The following is a 17317-nucleotide window of genomic DNA, read 5'->3' as shown; positions in this document are numbered from 1 at the left end:
ATACGAGATACAGGTGTTTTCGTGTTTTCAAATATTAAAATATTATAAAAATAAAGTTAATATAGAATATTGTGAAAAGTATAAAATGTAAAAAAAACTCTAAAATCCTGCTTTTATTGTTAAAAAAATAACTAATATTATTTTGAAATTTAATATATAATTTAATATATACTATTTATAAAGGAGGGGTTTATAATTTTTGATAAAGAATATAAAAAACGTATATCTATATATTTAAAAAAATATAAAAGTGAGTTCATAAATTATAAGAATATATTATCTGAGTATATAATCAAAAGGTTGATTAAATTCACACAAGTTAGTTTAAATGGAAATGGGATAGGTGAGAAGGACATTCGAATTAAACTTTATTATGAATTGAAATATAAAAATAATCTATTGGTTGAACAGGGAAGAGATTACTTATTATATACAATTAAAGATAAAGAATTAAATAATTGGAATTACAATATATTTAGTATTAAATATAATTTAAATATGGATAATAGAATGGTTGAGTGCATAACAATAGTATTTAAAAAAAATAATAATCTCAATATAGATAATATATTAAGTATTTCACAAGAATTCTTACCAACTGATAGTAATACTATATCTAGTATAAATGAAGAATATATAAATCTTGATTTAAGTGATAAAGGTGAAAAGATAAAATACAATATAAAATATGAAAGTAAAAGAGTGAGAAAAAATACAGGAAAAAGCAAGATATCATTAAATATATATAAGGTTGTAGAGCCTCTTTTATATAGTGATGAGGTTCGGGAGCAGTTTATAAGAGTAAAAATTTCTAATTTAAATTTTTAAATTAGAAATTTTTACTCTTTACTTTAATATGATGAAGTGATAAAGTAATAAAGTGATAAAAATTAGAGGAGGAGATTTAATTATGCTAATGAATCCGGTTGTAGTATCTGTTATATTGATGACGATGTTATGTCTTATGAGGCTTAATGTTATTTTAGCTTTAATAATATCTGCTATTAGTGCAGGGTTATTATCTGGAATTTCTATTGATGAAATTATGAATACATTTATAAAGGGAATGGGAGATAATACAGAAACGGCTCTTAGTTATATTTTATTGGGGGCTTTAGCGGTTGCGATTCATAAAACAGGCCTTGCAGATATATTAGCTAGAAAAATAGCTAAATTAATAAAGGGAAAATCTATTTTATTAGTTATTTTAATTGCATTTATAAGTATTTTTTCTCAAAATCTTATACCAGTTCATATTGCATTTATACCTATATTAATTCCACCATTATTAGGAGTTATGAATAAGCTTAAAATAGATAGAAGAGCCGTTGCTTGTTCACTAACGTTTGGTCTTCAAATGCCATATATGTGTATACCGGCTGGTTTTGGACTTATATTTCATAATATTATAAGGGATCAGATGAATGCTAATGGTATGAATGTACATACTGATATGGTATGGAAGGCTATGCTTTTACCGGGATTAGGAATGGTGATAGGACTATTAGTAGCAGTATTTATAACTTATAGAAAAGGTAGAGAATATATATCTGAAGATATATATATAGATGAAGTTGCATGTACTTTAGATGAAAGCATGAATAAAAAACACTATATTTCCATGGCTGCTGCATTATCAGCTTTAACAGTACAGTTGACATTAGGATCACTTCCTTTGGGAGCTTTACTTGGTATAATTATAATGGTATTATTTAGAGCTATAAAATGGAGTGATGTAGATGATATTGTAAGTGGAGGTATAAGTACTATGGGTATTATAGCTTTTGTAATGCTAGTAGCATCAGGATATGGAGCTGTTATTAGAGTAACAGGAGGGGTTGAAACATTAGTTCAATCAGGATATATGTTAATGGGCTCTAGCAAGTTAATAGCAGCAACGACCATGATTTTATTAGGACTTATAATAACTATGGGGATAGGAACCTCGTTTGGAACGATACCTATAATTGCAGCTATATATGTTCCGTTGGCATCTTCTATAGGATTTAGCTCTATGGCTACTATAGCACTTATAGGAACTGCTGCAGCTCTTGGAGATGCTGGGTCTCCGGCTTCTGATAGTACGCTTGGGCCAACTTCTGGTCTTAACGCAGATAACCAACACAATCATATTTGGGACACTTGTGTTCCAACTTTTTTACACTATAATATTCCTCTTATTATATTTGGAATTGTAGCGGCTTTAATATTTTAATCATAAATCCTTAATTAAATAATATTATTTAATTAAGGATTTATTTATAATGAAAGGAGTTTCCGTATGTTATCTCCAAGTCTTGAGGATTATTTAGAAGAAGTTTATAGGCTTTCTTTAAATAATGATGATATTAGAGTAAAAGATATAGCAGAGTGCCTAAATTTTTCGATGCCATCTGTGGTTAAAGGGCTCAAAAAATTAGATGAGCTTGGATATATAGCATATAAGCCATATAAAAAGATAAGATTGTTAGATAGAGGTAATCGAAAAGGTAAGTTTCTAGTTGACAGAAATTCTATATTGAAAGAATTTATAACTATTATAGGTGCCAAGTGTGATATAGATCAAGAGGCTGAGGCTATGGAGCATTATTTTAGTATAGAAACTATAAAATCTATAGAAAAATTGATATTGGTTTTACAGCAGAATGAAGATATAGTTAAAAAAATAAAGAAATTACAAATTAATAGTGTATTAGATTTATAACCGTCCATTTTAAGGGCGGTTATTTTTGTAACTTAATTTATATTCATTCATATCATATTATATGCGAAAAAGTTAGCCATGGCTAAGGAGGTGTAATATGCAAACAACTCTAAAAGACCTAGATATAGAGAAAAAGTGCATAGTTATAGGATTATTAAATGACGGGATATCTAGAAGAAGAATGCTAGACTTAGGTATAGTACCTGGGGCACTAATAGAAGGTATAAGAAAAAGTCCTTTAGGCGAGCCTAAACTTTATAAAATAAAAGGAGCATTGATAGCTCTTAGAAAAGAAGAAACAGTTAATATATTAGTTAAAATTGTTGAAAAGTAAGGAGGAAAATCCTATGGGATGCAACTGTGATAATTGCAATAAGTGTGAATATAAAAACAAGATAGAAGAATTTGATATAAAAGTAGACTCAAAAGAATCTATTGTTATAGCTCTCGCAGGGAACCCTAACGTAGGAAAAAGCACGGTGTTCAATGCATTAACTGGGCTTAACCAACACACAGGTAACTGGCCAGGAAAAACTGTAGCTAATGCTAGTGGAAGTTACATGTATAAAGATAAGAAATTTACATTGGTTGATTTACCAGGAACCTATTCACTTTTAGCAAACTCTGTTGAAGAGGAAGTAGCTAGAGATTTTATATGTTTTGGAAAGCCGCATGCCACTATAGTAGTTGCAGATGCTACATGCTTTGAAAGAAACTTAAATCTTGTATATCAAGTCATGGAAATTACTGACAAGGTAGTTCTGTGCTTAAATTTATTAGATGAGGCAAAGAGAAAGGGTATATATATAGACATAGAGAAACTAGAAAAAGAATTGAGAATACCTGTGATTGGAACGTGTGCAAGGAAAAAAGAAGGATTAAATGAACTTATTCATAAGGTATACAACATAAGTCTCAATAAAGAATCGTATAATCCTAAGAAGATAAACTACTCAGATAATATAGAAAAAAAAATAGAAAGCTTGATACCAAGACTAGAGAATATATTGGGGAATAAAATTGATTTAAGATGGGCTGCTCTTAGAATATTAGAAGGAGATACGTCCATAATTAGTTCTTTGAGCAAATATGTATATATAGAAAAAGAGGTGGATTAGATTATGCAAAATATAGAAAAACTATCTATGTTGATAAATGAATACAGCGAAGAAGAAAGGCAAAAGGTAAGAGATGAGATGGTTTTTAATATATATGAAAATGCAAAAGAATTATCTGATAAAGTAGTAAAGAAAGACGAATCTAGATTAGATATAGATAAAAAAATAGATGATATACTTACATCTAAAATTACTGGATATCCTATAATGTTTTTATTATTGGGATTTGTATTTTGGATTACTATAACAGGAGCTAATTATCCATCTGCTGTTATAGCTAACTTTTTATTTGCAATAGAAGAAAGATTGACAGATTTATTTATATCACTTAATGCACCTAAATGGTTACATGGAATGTTGGTTCTTGGAATGTATAGGACCCTAGCTTGGGTTATAGCTGTTATGCTTCCCCCTATGGCAATATTTTTTCCTTGTTTTACACTTCTTGAAGACTTAGGATATTTACCTAGAGTAGCATTTAATTTAGATAGATTATTCAAAAAAGCAGGGGCTCATGGGAAACAATCTCTTACGATGAGTATGGGATTTGGATGTAATGCAGCTGGAATTATAGCTTGTAGAATAATAGAATCTCCAAGAGAAAGGTTAATAGCTATGATTACAAATAACTTTGTACCATGTAATGGAAGATTTCCAACTTTGATAGCTGTAGCATCTATATTTGTAGGTGGATATTTTGCAAGTAGCTACCAAACCTTAGCAGCATCTTTCTTTATTGCGGGGTTAGTGCTTGTTGGAATAATTATGACATTAATAGTATCGTGGGGACTTAGCAAAACTATACTTAAGGGAGTCCCATCTTCATTTACATTGGAATTACCACCTTATAGAAGACCTCAATTTTTTAGAGTAATATATACATCTATAATAGATAGAACGGTATTTGTATTATTAAGGGCAATGGCAGTAGCAGCACCTGCTGGTATTGTAATATGGATACTTGCAAATATAATGATAGGGGATGTAAGCATACTAGCACATATAGCACAATTTTTAGATCCATTTGCAAAAATTATAGGCTTGGATGGATTTATATTAACAGCATTTATATTAGGCCTTCCAGCAAATGAAATAGTTATACCTATACTAATAATGGCTTACATGTCAAAAGGAGCTATGCTTGAACTGGATACTTTAAGTAGCATGAAAAATCTATTCATAAAAAACGGATGGACATTTATTACGGCACTTAATGTTATGTTATTTTCACTACTTCATTTTCCTTGTGCAACAACATTAATTACTATAAAAAAAGAAAGTGGAAGTTATAAGTGGACTGTGATATCAGCGCTTATTCCTACTTCTATAGCAGTTATAGTATGCTTTATAACAAAGCAAATAAGTGTTTTATTATAAATAAAAATATAATATTAGTACGAAATAGCTTATTGAAATTTAAATTACAATAAGCTATTTTTTTATCTGACATAATAAGTATTTTTATGATATAGTAATAAATTGTTATAACATTACATTTAGATAATTCAAAAATAAAATATAATTATAAAATATGTTGGATATTATAGTATATGATTAGGGGGAGATGCTTTGAAAATAGATTTAAGGTCACTTATCATTAGTTGTAAAGCTGATAAAATAGACAGTCTTATATATCACACAGAGGAGCCTTTTGAGTTAACTGCTGAGGTTGAAATAGTAAAAGAAAATAATAAGCCTGAATTTTATATAAAAAATATAAATACTATATATAATAATTATCTAAAAATAAGTCCTAAAGAAATAATAGGCAAAAATATTATTGATTTATACGAACCAAGCTCTGCAAGGTTATATTATGAAATAGCTTTAAAAATATACAACAATAAAATTGAAGACAATTTAAAAATTTATATAAAAAACATAAATAATGAAAATCGTATTATATCATACAGTGAAATTGAGTTAGAAGAAGAGGCTAGTTATTTAGAAATTTCAGTATACCCTTTAGTTGAAGATAATGAAATTAAAAAAATGTTTATTATAATAAAAAATATAACAAGGCATTTAAAAGAAATTCACCTCTTAAAAAAACAATATGTTGTTAAGAATTATAACGATAAGATAACAAGTATATCAGATATGATATCCAATTTATCACATGTATGGAGACAACCTCTTAACAGTTTAAATTTTTGCATATTGAATTTAATAGATGAACTAAAAGATGAATGTGAATATTGTGTTGATTTAGAAGATTACTATAATGAAATGTGGGATATAATGAAAAATTTATCAAAAAAAATAGATAAATTTCAGTCTTTTTTTGAATTATCAGAGCAAAATGAATGTTTTGGAGTGAAGAAATGTTTAGACCTGACATTTGAAATAATGGAAGAAAAAATAAAAAAAGATAATATAAAAATAAATATAGAAATGCATGAAGAAATTAATATATACAGCTCACCTAATCAATTTTCACAACTCATATATCATATCTTTTGTGATATGATTGAATGTTGTAGACAATCCTTGGACATTAATGATAGAATTCTTGATATAAAAATAGATTTAAATGCAAATATAATGGATGTTAAAATAATATCAATATATGATAAAGAAAAATATAAAACAATAGATTTTAATTTGGAAAATTTATTTACTATAAAAAATATAGTTGAGCAAAGAATGAATGGAACAATTAGTTTAATAGATGATGGATTGGGAAAAGGTGTATTATTAAATTTTCCGATGGCTGCTGAGGAGGTTTAAATATGGAAGACTTAAAAATGTTGAAAAATGTAAAAGTTTTATATGTAGAGGATGAACCTATTACAAGAAAACAAGTTGAAAGATTTTTAAAAAGAAGAGTAGGAAAAGTTATACTGGCTGAAAATGGAAATGATGGAATAAAGCAATTTATTGAGCAAAAACCAGATATAATAATAACTGACTTAGTAATGCCTGATATGAGTGGGATTGAAATGATGAAAATAATCAGAAATAACGGTTCAAAATGTCCCGTTATTATAACTTCAGCTTTATCAGATTCAAAAACTATTTTAGACACTGTAGATTTAAAAATAGAAAAATATCTAATAAAACCTATAGATATAAATGCTTTATTAAAATGTTTAAATGATATAGTTATTGAAGAATTAGAATGTAATAAAAATATATTAGTAATGGACGATGAGTTTATTTTAACAGATGAGAAAAAAAATGAATTAGAACTTGAAATTAGAAATATATATTCAAAATATCTTAAAAAGGTTACAGGTAAAGGTGCTAAGCTTATTCAAGTTTTTATAAAAGGAAAAGAAATAGAGATACTACTAAAAGAAAATTTAACTGTTATTGAAGAAAGTTTATTATTATCTGGTTGTGAATTTACAACCATAGAGACTGTAAGAAAAAAAGTATATATGAATACAAAATCTGAAATTGAAAATAACATAGGTAATCTTATGAATAGGAAAATATTATTGAAAAAGATAGAAATATACTCAAAAGAGAAATATGAGAGAATATTATTTAATATTAAGTAATAATAGGTAATAATTTAATTGAATATATTTGACAAAAAAACACATTATATGATAATATTATGTATATAAATAAATATTTGTTATTTTTTTTTCAAGTAAAAGTAGATATATGACATATAAGCTATTTTTATGAAGAATTATGCTGGAAAATAGAATACATTTTATGGAATAACTATTTAAATCAAATAATAAATTTGCAATTTGGATGGTCCATAATGAAGACTCTTAAGAGTCTTCATTATGGACCATTTTTATTTTTAAAAAAATATAAACTAGAAAGAAGGGAATATTTTATGAAAACAAGCATTAGAACTAAATTAATAGCACTCATTTTATCATTAGTAATAATACCACTTGCACTTGTAGGCACTATATCGTATCAAAAATCTTATAATGGAATGGATAAACAATTTAGAAACTCTATGAAAGAATTAAATAACGAAGTAAAAAGTTCTATTCAAACGTATTTTAAAGGATATGAACAAAGTATAGGCATGATTAGTGAGAATATAAATCTTAAGCAGATTATTAATCATCCAGAAAATGAAGTTTTTGTATTTGATGTATTTAAAAATTACATTGAAAATAATAGTGATGCATCTCAAATATATATAGGAATGATAGATGGAAAAACTATTATGTATCCTAATTCTGATTTAGGAAGTGATTTTGATCCTAGAACAAGAGAATGGTATCAAAAAGCAGAACAAAACCAAACTGTAGTTTGGACAGAACCTTATGTAGGTAAAGGTGATGGTAAGCTACAAATTACTTGTTCAGCTCCTATTTATGAAGATGTAGATAAAAGTAAATTTATTGGAGTAGTAGGAGTAACAATACCTTTAGATGAATTCTCTAAAAAAATAAGTTCTATAAAAGTGGGTAAAGAAGGATATTCTTGTATTATAGATTCAAATAAGAAATACGTTACCCATAAGGATATACAGTATATAGGGCAGGAAGTAAAGGTTTCAAAAATAAATGAAATATTAGACGGTACTAAGGACGGAATTGTAGATTATCAATGGAAAGAAAAAGATGGGAGTATGAGTGAAAAATTTTGTGTATACACAAGAATACCTGAAATGAATTGGACTGTACTTTCTGCAATTAAAATTAATGAAATAAGAGAAGAGACTAATCCAATACTATTTAATACTGTTTTGGTAACGATAATTGCACTTATAATTGCATGCTTAATAGGTATAGGTTTTACTAACAGAATAACAAGACCAATACAAGCAATAGTAAAAGATATAGATAGAGTAAAAGATGGAGACTTTACAGTGAAAACAAATGTCGAATCTAATGATGAGATTGGAGTATTAGCAAACAATTTTAATGTTATGGTCGAAAATGTAAAAGCTTTATTATTAGATGCTAAAGAGGTAAGTGAGGAAGTAACTTATGCTGCAACAAATTTAGCAGCAACATCAGAAGAAACTAGTGCGTCCGCAGAAGAAATATCAAGAACCGTTGAAGAAATAGCAAATGGTGCTAATAATCAAGCTGAACATGCTGAAAAAGGAGCTAAAACGGCTTGTAATTTAGATGTTAAGTTTAATGAGTTATCAAATAATAGTAAGAATATGATAAAAAATGCAAATGAGATAATTGATATAAATACATCAGGAGTATCTGTTGTAGAGGAATTAAAAGAAAAAACGAATTTAAATAATGACTCTATTGATAAAATTGAAATTGCAATAAATAAACTAAGTGAAAAATCTAGTCATATAGAAGGTATATTAAATACAATAAGATCTATATCAGAACAGACAAACCTACTAGCTCTTAATGCATCTATTGAAGCAGCTCGTGCTGGAGAATCAGGAAGAGGATTCGCGGTAGTAGCGGATGAAATAAGAAAGCTTGCAGAGGGTTCAGGTAATGCAACTAACGAAATAAGGGAAATAGTGGATGCTATTCAAGAAGAAAGTAAAAATACAGTTGACATTATGCAAGAAGTAAAAGAAGTATCTTTAAATCAAACAAAATCGGTTGAAGATGTAAATAATGCATTCGAAAAGATATCAAACTCAATAGATGATATAGCTGCTAATATAGAAGAAGTTAATGAACATATAAACAATATAACACATGATAAAGATTTAATAGTTTATTCAATAGAAAATATATCAGCAGTATCACAAGAGACAGCTGCATCATCACAACAAGTTACAGCATCTGTCCAACAACAATCAATGGCAGTTGAAGAAGTAGCTAGAAATGCGGAAAAGCTTAATGAACTTTCTTTAAAACTTAATGATCAAATAGATAAATTTAAAATATAAATAAGTACAGTAATTGCGTAAATGGAGGTGAAAAAGGTTATCTTATAAACATAAGATGACTGATTATAAATATGGTGAATAGAGAAAATAAAATTTTAGATCATGGATATAGAGTGGCTTTATTATCTAAAAAACTGGGACAAACTATGGAATTATCCGAGGAAGAAATTGATTATATTTATATGGCTGCATTAAATCATGATATAGGAAAACAATATTTGGATATTAAAATATTAAATAAAAAAGGGGAAATTACAGAAAGAGAAAAAATATATATAAAAATGCATGTTCTATTGTCTACAAGCAAAGCCATTGAAAAACAAATGGATGTATATATAGTAAAAGGTATATCTCATCATCATGAAAATTTTGATGGTACAGGATACCCTTATAATCTTAAAGGATATGAAATACCTCTACAATCTAGAATAATACGAATAGTAGATACATATGATAACTTAATGATGGGTACATGTTTTGGTGAAGGTTTAAGAAGAGAAAAAGTCATAGAAATTATGGATAAAGATATTAGTAAATTTGACAAAGATATATACTTGAAATTTAGAAAAATGATTGAAAATCATGATGGATATTTAAGTGAATTAAAAACTGCAAATTAATAAAAAAATAAATTGAAAGAATAAGCCTTAAATTAATTTTAAAACTTAATTTAAAGCCTATTCTTTTGTGATTATATTAGTTCATTTCAAATTCTATGAATTAGGTATTAGGTTTGATTTTTTCAATAAAGTATTTCTTATATCAAGGTTATTATCTGCGATTTTATAAAGGTCTAATAAATTAGCCATGATATTGGATACCTCTCCTAGGATACTATCAAAACACCCTAGATAATCTTCGTTTATATTATCCTTTTTATCCAGCACATTCACAGCAGTTTGGTTTATTGTAGATAAATTATAAACTTCATATTTAACTTTGTATATAAGGTCTATAAGCTCTTTTGAAGAAGTTTTTATATTACTAGATACATCTCGGATTTCTTTTAATTTTTTATTTAAATCATCGCCTTTTTTATTAGAATCATTTTCAACTGATATATCATAAATAAGATTATTTAAATGATCAATTGAGGAATCTAATTCATTTATGATATCTCCAAGTTGAATTATCATAGAAGTTATTTCTTTTGTTTTAGAATCAATTGCATTAACTGATTGTTTTATTGCATAATCTGATTCTAGGAGTTTATTAACTTTTATAGAATTCTCTTTAGAATAGGTTTTTATATTATTATTAAATTTAGATAGTTCTTTTATTTTAGTATAAAGAGAATTTATGTTTTTATTTGATTGAGTTAATATATTTGCTCGGGAACTTAACTTCATGTCTTTTACATTAATAGACTTTATATTTGAATTAGAAATATCTTTTAAATCAGTATTATCTACATCATCAATAGATTCTTGGATAACGTCTTTTTCTTTAAAAGAACTTTTTAGTATAGAGAATAATAACACATTAAGGCCTATAAGAAATGTTGCATATATTAATAAAATTTTTTTAAATGTTATATCGATATCAGACTTTGTAAAAAACATAATAGATATTGACGATATAATTAGTATAAAAGTTATTAATAAAATAGTATGTTTTTTGTTTTTTGACTTAAGCATAAATACCTCCCCAGGTGTCAAAGATAAAATTCGACGATTTTTGTATACATATAGTAGTATACGATTGGAAATAAAAAATTGGGTACCTAATTTTAAAAAATATTTCGAGGAGATGATTAAAGTGAAAGCATTGTTTACTTATAATTATGGAGAAGAGAAAATGAATAAGGTTAAGGAATTAGGGTATGAAATTGTATATATGAATGAAAAAGAAGTTTTTAACAATGAAAATATAAATGATATAGATGTTCTTGTTTGTTATAATCCTTTTGAAAAAATTGATATAAAACAATTTACAAAACTAAAATTAATTCAGCTATCAAGTATAGGGATAGATCAAGCTCCCCTTGATTATATAAAAAGAAATAATATAGTTCTATCTAATAATAAAGGAGGATATAGCATACCTATTGGAGAGTGGATAATACTAAAAATACTTGAAATATATAAAAATAGTTTGTATTTTTATAAGAAGCAAGAAAATAAAGAATGGAAGATAAATACTAATTTGTTGGAATTATACAACAAAACTATAGGATTTATAGGAACTGGAACGATAGCTATTGAAGCAGCTAAAAGACTTCAGGGGTTTGGTGTTAATATATATGGTCTTAACACAAATGGAAGAGATGTAGATTGTTTTGATAGATGCTTTCCTATCGATGATATTGATGGTTTTTTATCAAAGTGTGATGTATTAGTAGTATCTATACCGTATACGAAAAAAACTCATCATTTAATAAATGCAAAAGTAATAGATAAGATGAAGGATAATTGTGTTCTTATAAATATAGCAAGAGGAAGTATAATAAATGAACTTGATTTAATAGATAAGATAAAACAAGGAAAGTTTTTGGGAGTAGCGCTAGATGTATTTGAACAAGAACCTTTATCTAAAGAAAATCCTCTTTGGGATTTAGATAATGTTATAATTACTCCTCATAACTGCTGGATATCAGAAAATAGAAATGATAGAAGGTTTGAAGTAATATATGAAAATTTGAAAAGATTAAAAAATGATAAAGAATTAATAAATGTAGTAAATTTAAGTAAAGGATATTAAAATATTCCAATTTTTTTGGAAAAGAAAACAGTTTGACAATTAAAGACATAAAGTGATAAAATTTTTACAAATAAACAAAAATTTGAATTATTAAATCGTATTTAATTTTAAAAAAAATTTAAAATTGGAGGGACTTATGAAAAAGAAAATTGGAATAAAGACAAAGCTAATATCTCTTGTTTTAGCACTTATAATATTACCTATTTTAGTTTTGGGAATTACTACAAACATGAAAACTAAAAAAATAATTGATCAAAGCTTTGAGAACAGTACCAAAGAATTAAATAATCAAATACAATATTCAATTGAAAATTATTTTTCTAAATTTGAAAGAGGTGCTAAACTATTAGGGCAAAATATTAATTTTAGGGATATAGTCAATGATCCAAGTCACGAACCTTATTTGGTTGATTTGTTAAAAGCATATAAAGAAAGTAATCCTGAAGCATTAAGTATTTATATGGGAACTGAAGAAGGCAAGATGATCATGTATCCTAATTCAGATCTGCCAGAAGGTTATGACCCTAGAGTAAGAGGCTGGTATAAAGATGCAAAAGAAAAACAGTCAGATAATATGACGAATGTATATGAAGATGTTATTATTGGAGGATTTGTGGTTACATATTCTATTCCTGTATATAATCTTGATAATGAATTTGTAGGGGTTATAGGGATGGATTTACCTATAAAAGAATTGAATGAAGAGATATCTTCTATAAAAATAGGTGAAAAAGGATACCCGTATATACTAGATTCAGAGGCTAACTTTATAATACACAAAAATCAGGACCTTATAGGAACTAAAATACAAGTTAAAGAAGTTCAAGATGCATTAAAAAAGGAATCTGGTGTAGTTTACTATGATTGGGAAGAAAATGGGAAAATGTATTCGAAGTTTTCTGTATTAAAGAAAATGCCTAATACAGGATGGACTGTACTTTCATCTATTTATTTAGATGAAGTGAATAAAGAAGTTAATAATATAAGTAAATTTGCTGTTATTATTGGAATTATTACTATATTAATAGCATCTACAATAGGATATATATTTACAAATAGAATAACGAATCCTATAAAAGGTATAGTTGAAGATATGCAAAAGGTCAAAAATGGAGATTTTACTGTTAAAACTAATGTTAACTCTAGTGATGAAATAGGAATATTAGGAGAAAACTTTAATGATATGATAGAAAATGTTAAGAGTCTTTTAATTGATGCTAGTGAAGTTTCTAGAGAAGTTTCTGATTCTTCTACGAACTTAGCAGCTGTATCGGAAGAAACTAGTGCATCTGCTGAAGAGATAGGAAGAACTGTTGAGGAAATAGCTTCTGGAGCTACAAGTCAAGCTCAGGATGCTGAAGATGGAGTTCGACTTATATCAAAACTTAATGAAAAATTTATAGAGTTAAACGACAATAGTAAGAATATGTTGGAAACTACGGACCAAATATCTAGTGTAAATGAACTTGGTATAAAATCAGTAAGTGAATTGAAGGAAAGCAATAACTTAAATAATGATTCTATATCTAAAATAGAATATGCTATAAATCAACTTAGTTATAAATCCAACGATATAGAGGAAATATTATCAACTATAAACTCTATAGCTGAGCAAACTAATTTATTAGCTCTTAATGCTTCTATTGAAGCTGCTCGTGCTGGAGAAGCTGGAAGAGGATTTGCAGTTGTAGCTGATGAAATAAGAAAGCTTGCAGAAGGATCAGGCAAAGCTACTAATGAGATAAAACAAATTGTATATGCTATTCAACAAGAAAGTGCTAATACAGTTGACATTATGAAAGAAGTTAAAGAGGTATCTTTCAATCAAACTAAATCCGTTGAGGATGTAAATAATGCATTCGGTGAGATATCAGATTCTATATCGGCTATTACTATTAGTATTGAAGCTGTGAGTGAACATATAAATGATATAATGAATGATAAAGATTCTATTGTAGACTCAATAGAGAATATATCAGCAGTATCACAGGAAACTGCTGCTGGATCTGAAGAAGTAACAGCTTCTGTTCAACAGCAGGCTATGGCGGTTGAAGAAGTTGCAAAAAGTGCACAACATCTTAATGAGCTTTCTTTAAAGTTAAATAATCAAATATCAAAATTCAATATTGGATAGTATATTAACCCTTAGCATTATTTAGATGCTAAGGGTTAAATTTATGATATAATATATAGTGAAATTTTAAAGGGGGTATTTTTTATGGCGCTTGTTGAAGTTACTATAGTTCCGCTTGGAAGTGAGAACACAAGTCTTAGTTCGTATGTAGCTGATGTACATAAGGTATTAGAAAAAGAAAAAGATTTAAAGCATATGCTGACTCCTATGGGAACTATAATAGAGGGAGAATTAGACTTAATATTTAGTACAATAAAGAAAATGCATGAAAGTGTATTTGATAATGGAGCGATGAGGGTTTCGACTAGTATTAAGATTGATGATAGAAGAGATAAGGTTGGAACTATGAAGCAAAAAATAGAATCTGTTGAGAGTAAATTAAAATAATATATCCTTAATTTGGGATATATTTTTTTATCTGAAAGCTAAATTTTGTACTTAATAAAAAATGACACTCATTGAAATAACGCTACTTAGTCAACCTTTTAATACAACTAAAGATTGAGCCTTATTAAATACCCTAAAACTTCTTAAACTCCCTGAGGTCAGACAAAAAAGTTTATTAACGGGTATTTAAACGTCTCAATCTAAGTTGTATAGTCTTTAGAATAAAGTCTTTATTTCAAATAAAATTATATAATTTCTATTCATGGGTATCATTAACAGTAGAATAAATTAAGATTGATGAGTTGACGACATGAGTCAGTGCGTAGCGACTAGACGAATTTTGTGAAAGGTGATGAAATATGGATATTAAGAAAAGAGTTGAAGAGCTTACTGAAATTATAAATTATCATAACCATAAGTATTATGTTCAGGATGAGCCTGAGATTGATGATTATGATTATGATATGTTGATGAAGGAGCTTATGGATATAGAAAATAAATATCCTGAATATAAAAAAGAAGATTCTCCAACTCAAAGAGTTGGTGGGGTAGCGCTTGATAAGTTTAAACAAGTAGTACATAAAACTCCTATGTTGAGTCTTTCTAATGCTTTTTCGGATAAAGATTTGATGGATTTTGATAATAGAATAAAAGGTGTAGTAAATAGTGATGTTGAATATGTAGTAGAATTTAAGATAGATGGATTATCAGCTGTTATAACATATGAAAATGGACTTTTAAAAATAGGAGCAACTCGTGGAGATGGAACTGTAGGAGAAGATGTAACTAATAATTTAAAAACTATAAAGAGCATACCTATAAAAATCAGTGAAAATTTAAATCTTCAGGTAAGAGGAGAAGTATTTATACCAAAAGACAAATTTGAAAAGCTTAATAAATATCAAGAAGAAAATGAGTTGAATTTATTTGCAAATCCAAGAAATGCAGCCGCTGGTTCATTGAGACAACTTGATTCTAAGATTGCTGCAAAGAGACATCTAGATATGTTTATATTCAATCTGGAAGGGATAGATGAAGATAGATTTAAAACTCACAATGAAAGCTTAGAATATTTGAAAAAACTAGGGTTTAAGGTTAGCCCTAATTATAAAATCTGTAAGAATATACAAGAAGTCATAGAATTTATAAATTATTGGACAGATAACAGAAATCAGTTGAAATTTGATATAGATGGTATGGTTATAAAAGTTAATGATTTAAAGCAAAGAGATGAACTGGGTAATACAACTAAAAGTCCTCGTTGGGCAATAGCTTATAAATTCCCTGCTGAAAAGAAAAAGACTAAATTACTAGATATAATAATTCAGGTTGGAAGAACAGGAAATCTTACGCCTACAGCTTTACTTGAGCCAGTTCAAGTTGCAGGATCTATAGTATCAAGAGCAACACTGCATAATGAAGATTATATAAAACAAAAGGATATTAAAATCAAAGATACGGTTATAATACAAAAAGCGGGAGATGTAATACCTGAGGTTGTAGAAGTTGTTAAAGGAGAGCGAGATGGTACACAAGTAGAATTTAAAATGCCAAATGAATGTCCAGAGTGTGGATTTGAAACTAGTAGATTAGAAGGAGAAGCGGCTGTCAAGTGTATGAACATATCTTGTCCTGCTCAAATAAGAAGAGGGATAATACATTTTGTATCAAGAGATGCTATGAATATAGATGGATTAGGGGAACGTATAGTAACTCTTTTATTAAAAGAAAATTTAATAAAAGATATAGCAGATATTTATTACTTAAAGAAAGAAGATTTAGTCTCTCTTGAGAGAATGGGTGAAAAGTCCTCCCAGAATCTAATAGAAGCTATACAAAAATCTAAAGAAAATGATTTATCAAGATTAGTATTTGGTTTAGGAATAAAATATATAGGAAGTAAAGGTGCTAAAATACTTTCAAGTAATTTTGACGATATATACAAGATAATAGAAGCTGAGAAAGAAGATTTAATTCAACTTGAAGAATTTGGAGAAATTATGGCTGATAGTGTAGTTGATTTCTTCAATAATGATAAAAATTTAGAGCTTATAGAAAAATTTAAAACAGCAAATGTAAATCTTAAATCATTAAAAATTGATAGTAATGAAGTTAAAATATTCGAAGGAATGAAGATTGTTTTAACAGGTACACTTGAAAAATATAAGAGAAATGATGTTAAAGAAATAATAGAAAAATTCGGGGGTAAGGTTACTGGAAGCGTAAGTAAATCAACGGATATAGTATTTGCTGGTAGTGATGCTGGTTCGAAGCTGGATAAAGCAAACTCTCTTGGGATTAAAGTTATAGATGAAAATATATTTGATGATATAATAAAACTATCTTCAAAAGAAGAAGTTCAGAAACATTTAGATATGATTAACTAACCTAGATTATTTGAGTGAAAAAAGGTATAATTTTAGTTATGTATGCAAAATTCATATAATTTTGTTTTTAGATTTAAAAAAGGAGTG

At 27.5% G+C, this 17317-nt stretch carries 15 protein-coding genes; 14 read left to right on the top strand and 1 reads right to left on the bottom strand.

Features of this window, described 5'->3' with window-relative positions:
• Positions 1–300: 300 nt before the first annotated feature.
• The 10 genes from Tmeso_RS06510 to Tmeso_RS06470 all read left to right on the top strand — a co-directional run bounded on the left by Tmeso_RS06510 (position 301) and on the right by Tmeso_RS06470 (position 10242).
• Positions 301–828, top strand: a complete 528-nt coding sequence (locus Tmeso_RS06510) for a hypothetical protein (RefSeq protein WP_145993135.1) — start codon at positions 301–303, stop codon at positions 826–828.
• 82 nt (positions 829–910) lie between these two features.
• Positions 911–2215, top strand: coding sequence for a Na+/H+ antiporter family protein (locus Tmeso_RS06505; protein WP_187296258.1), 1305 nt, complete (start codon positions 911–913; stop codon positions 2213–2215).
• 66 nt (positions 2216–2281) lie between these two features.
• Complete coding sequence (locus Tmeso_RS06500; RefSeq protein WP_099189422.1) at positions 2282–2704, top strand: metal-dependent transcriptional regulator; 423 nt, start codon at positions 2282–2284, stop codon at positions 2702–2704.
• Positions 2705–2801: 97 nt separating this feature from the next.
• The gene (locus Tmeso_RS06495; RefSeq protein WP_099189420.1) at positions 2802–3038 is read left to right on the top strand and encodes a FeoA family protein; all 237 of its coding nucleotides are present in this window, start codon (positions 2802–2804) and stop codon (positions 3036–3038) included.
• 13 nt (positions 3039–3051) lie between these two features.
• Complete coding sequence (locus Tmeso_RS17055) at positions 3052–3822, top strand: FeoB small GTPase domain-containing protein (protein ID WP_330400313.1); 771 nt, start codon at positions 3052–3054, stop codon at positions 3820–3822.
• A gap of 3 nt (positions 3823–3825) precedes the next feature.
• Positions 3826–5199, top strand: coding sequence for a nucleoside recognition domain-containing protein (locus Tmeso_RS17050; RefSeq protein ID WP_330400312.1), 1374 nt, complete (start codon positions 3826–3828; stop codon positions 5197–5199).
• Positions 5200–5391: 192 nt separating this feature from the next.
• A complete protein-coding gene (locus Tmeso_RS06485; RefSeq protein ID WP_099189418.1) occupies positions 5392–6552 on the top strand; it encodes an ATP-binding protein in 1161 nt (386 codons plus the stop codon).
• Positions 6553–6554: 2 nt separating this feature from the next.
• Complete coding sequence (locus tag Tmeso_RS06480) at positions 6555–7328, top strand: response regulator (protein ID WP_099189416.1); 774 nt, start codon at positions 6555–6557, stop codon at positions 7326–7328.
• Positions 7329–7621: 293 nt separating this feature from the next.
• Positions 7622–9622, top strand: a complete 2001-nt coding sequence (locus Tmeso_RS06475; protein ID WP_187296257.1) for a methyl-accepting chemotaxis protein — start codon at positions 7622–7624, stop codon at positions 9620–9622.
• Between the two features lie 74 nt (positions 9623–9696).
• Entirely contained in the window at positions 9697–10242 is a 546-nt protein-coding gene (locus tag Tmeso_RS06470; protein WP_187296256.1) for an HD-GYP domain-containing protein, read from the top strand.
• A 93-nt stretch (positions 10243–10335) separates the two neighbouring features.
• Here Tmeso_RS06470 and Tmeso_RS06465 read toward each other — a convergent pair whose 3' ends face one another.
• Entirely contained in the window at positions 10336–11259 is a 924-nt protein-coding gene (locus tag Tmeso_RS06465; RefSeq protein ID WP_099189410.1) for a hypothetical protein, read from the bottom strand.
• A 112-nt stretch (positions 11260–11371) separates the two neighbouring features.
• Here Tmeso_RS06465 and Tmeso_RS06460 point away from each other — a divergent pair, with 112 nt between their 5' ends.
• From Tmeso_RS06460 to ligA, 4 genes are all read left to right on the top strand, one after another.
• Positions 11372–12322, top strand: a complete 951-nt coding sequence (locus Tmeso_RS06460) for a phosphoglycerate dehydrogenase (protein ID WP_334293197.1) — start codon at positions 11372–11374, stop codon at positions 12320–12322.
• Between the two features lie 136 nt (positions 12323–12458).
• Positions 12459–14456 (top strand): methyl-accepting chemotaxis protein, encoded by a 1998-nt coding sequence (locus tag Tmeso_RS06455; RefSeq protein ID WP_099189409.1) that lies wholly within the window; start codon positions 12459–12461, stop codon positions 14454–14456.
• An 84-nt stretch (positions 14457–14540) separates the two neighbouring features.
• Entirely contained in the window at positions 14541–14843 is a 303-nt protein-coding gene (locus Tmeso_RS06450) for an MTH1187 family thiamine-binding protein (protein ID WP_099189407.1), read from the top strand.
• 359 nt (positions 14844–15202) lie between these two features.
• A complete protein-coding gene (gene ligA, locus Tmeso_RS06445) occupies positions 15203–17230 on the top strand; it encodes an NAD-dependent DNA ligase LigA (protein WP_099189405.1) in 2028 nt (675 codons plus the stop codon).
• Positions 17231–17317: the final 87 nt, after the last annotated feature.

The sequence above is a fragment of the Tepidibacter mesophilus genome (assembly GCF_002724055.1).
Classification (GTDB): Bacteria; Bacillota; Clostridia; order Peptostreptococcales; family Peptostreptococcaceae; genus Tepidibacter_A; species Tepidibacter_A mesophilus.
The sequence above is the reverse complement of the archived record's forward strand: the minus strand, read 5'-3'. Positions and strand labels throughout refer to the sequence as shown.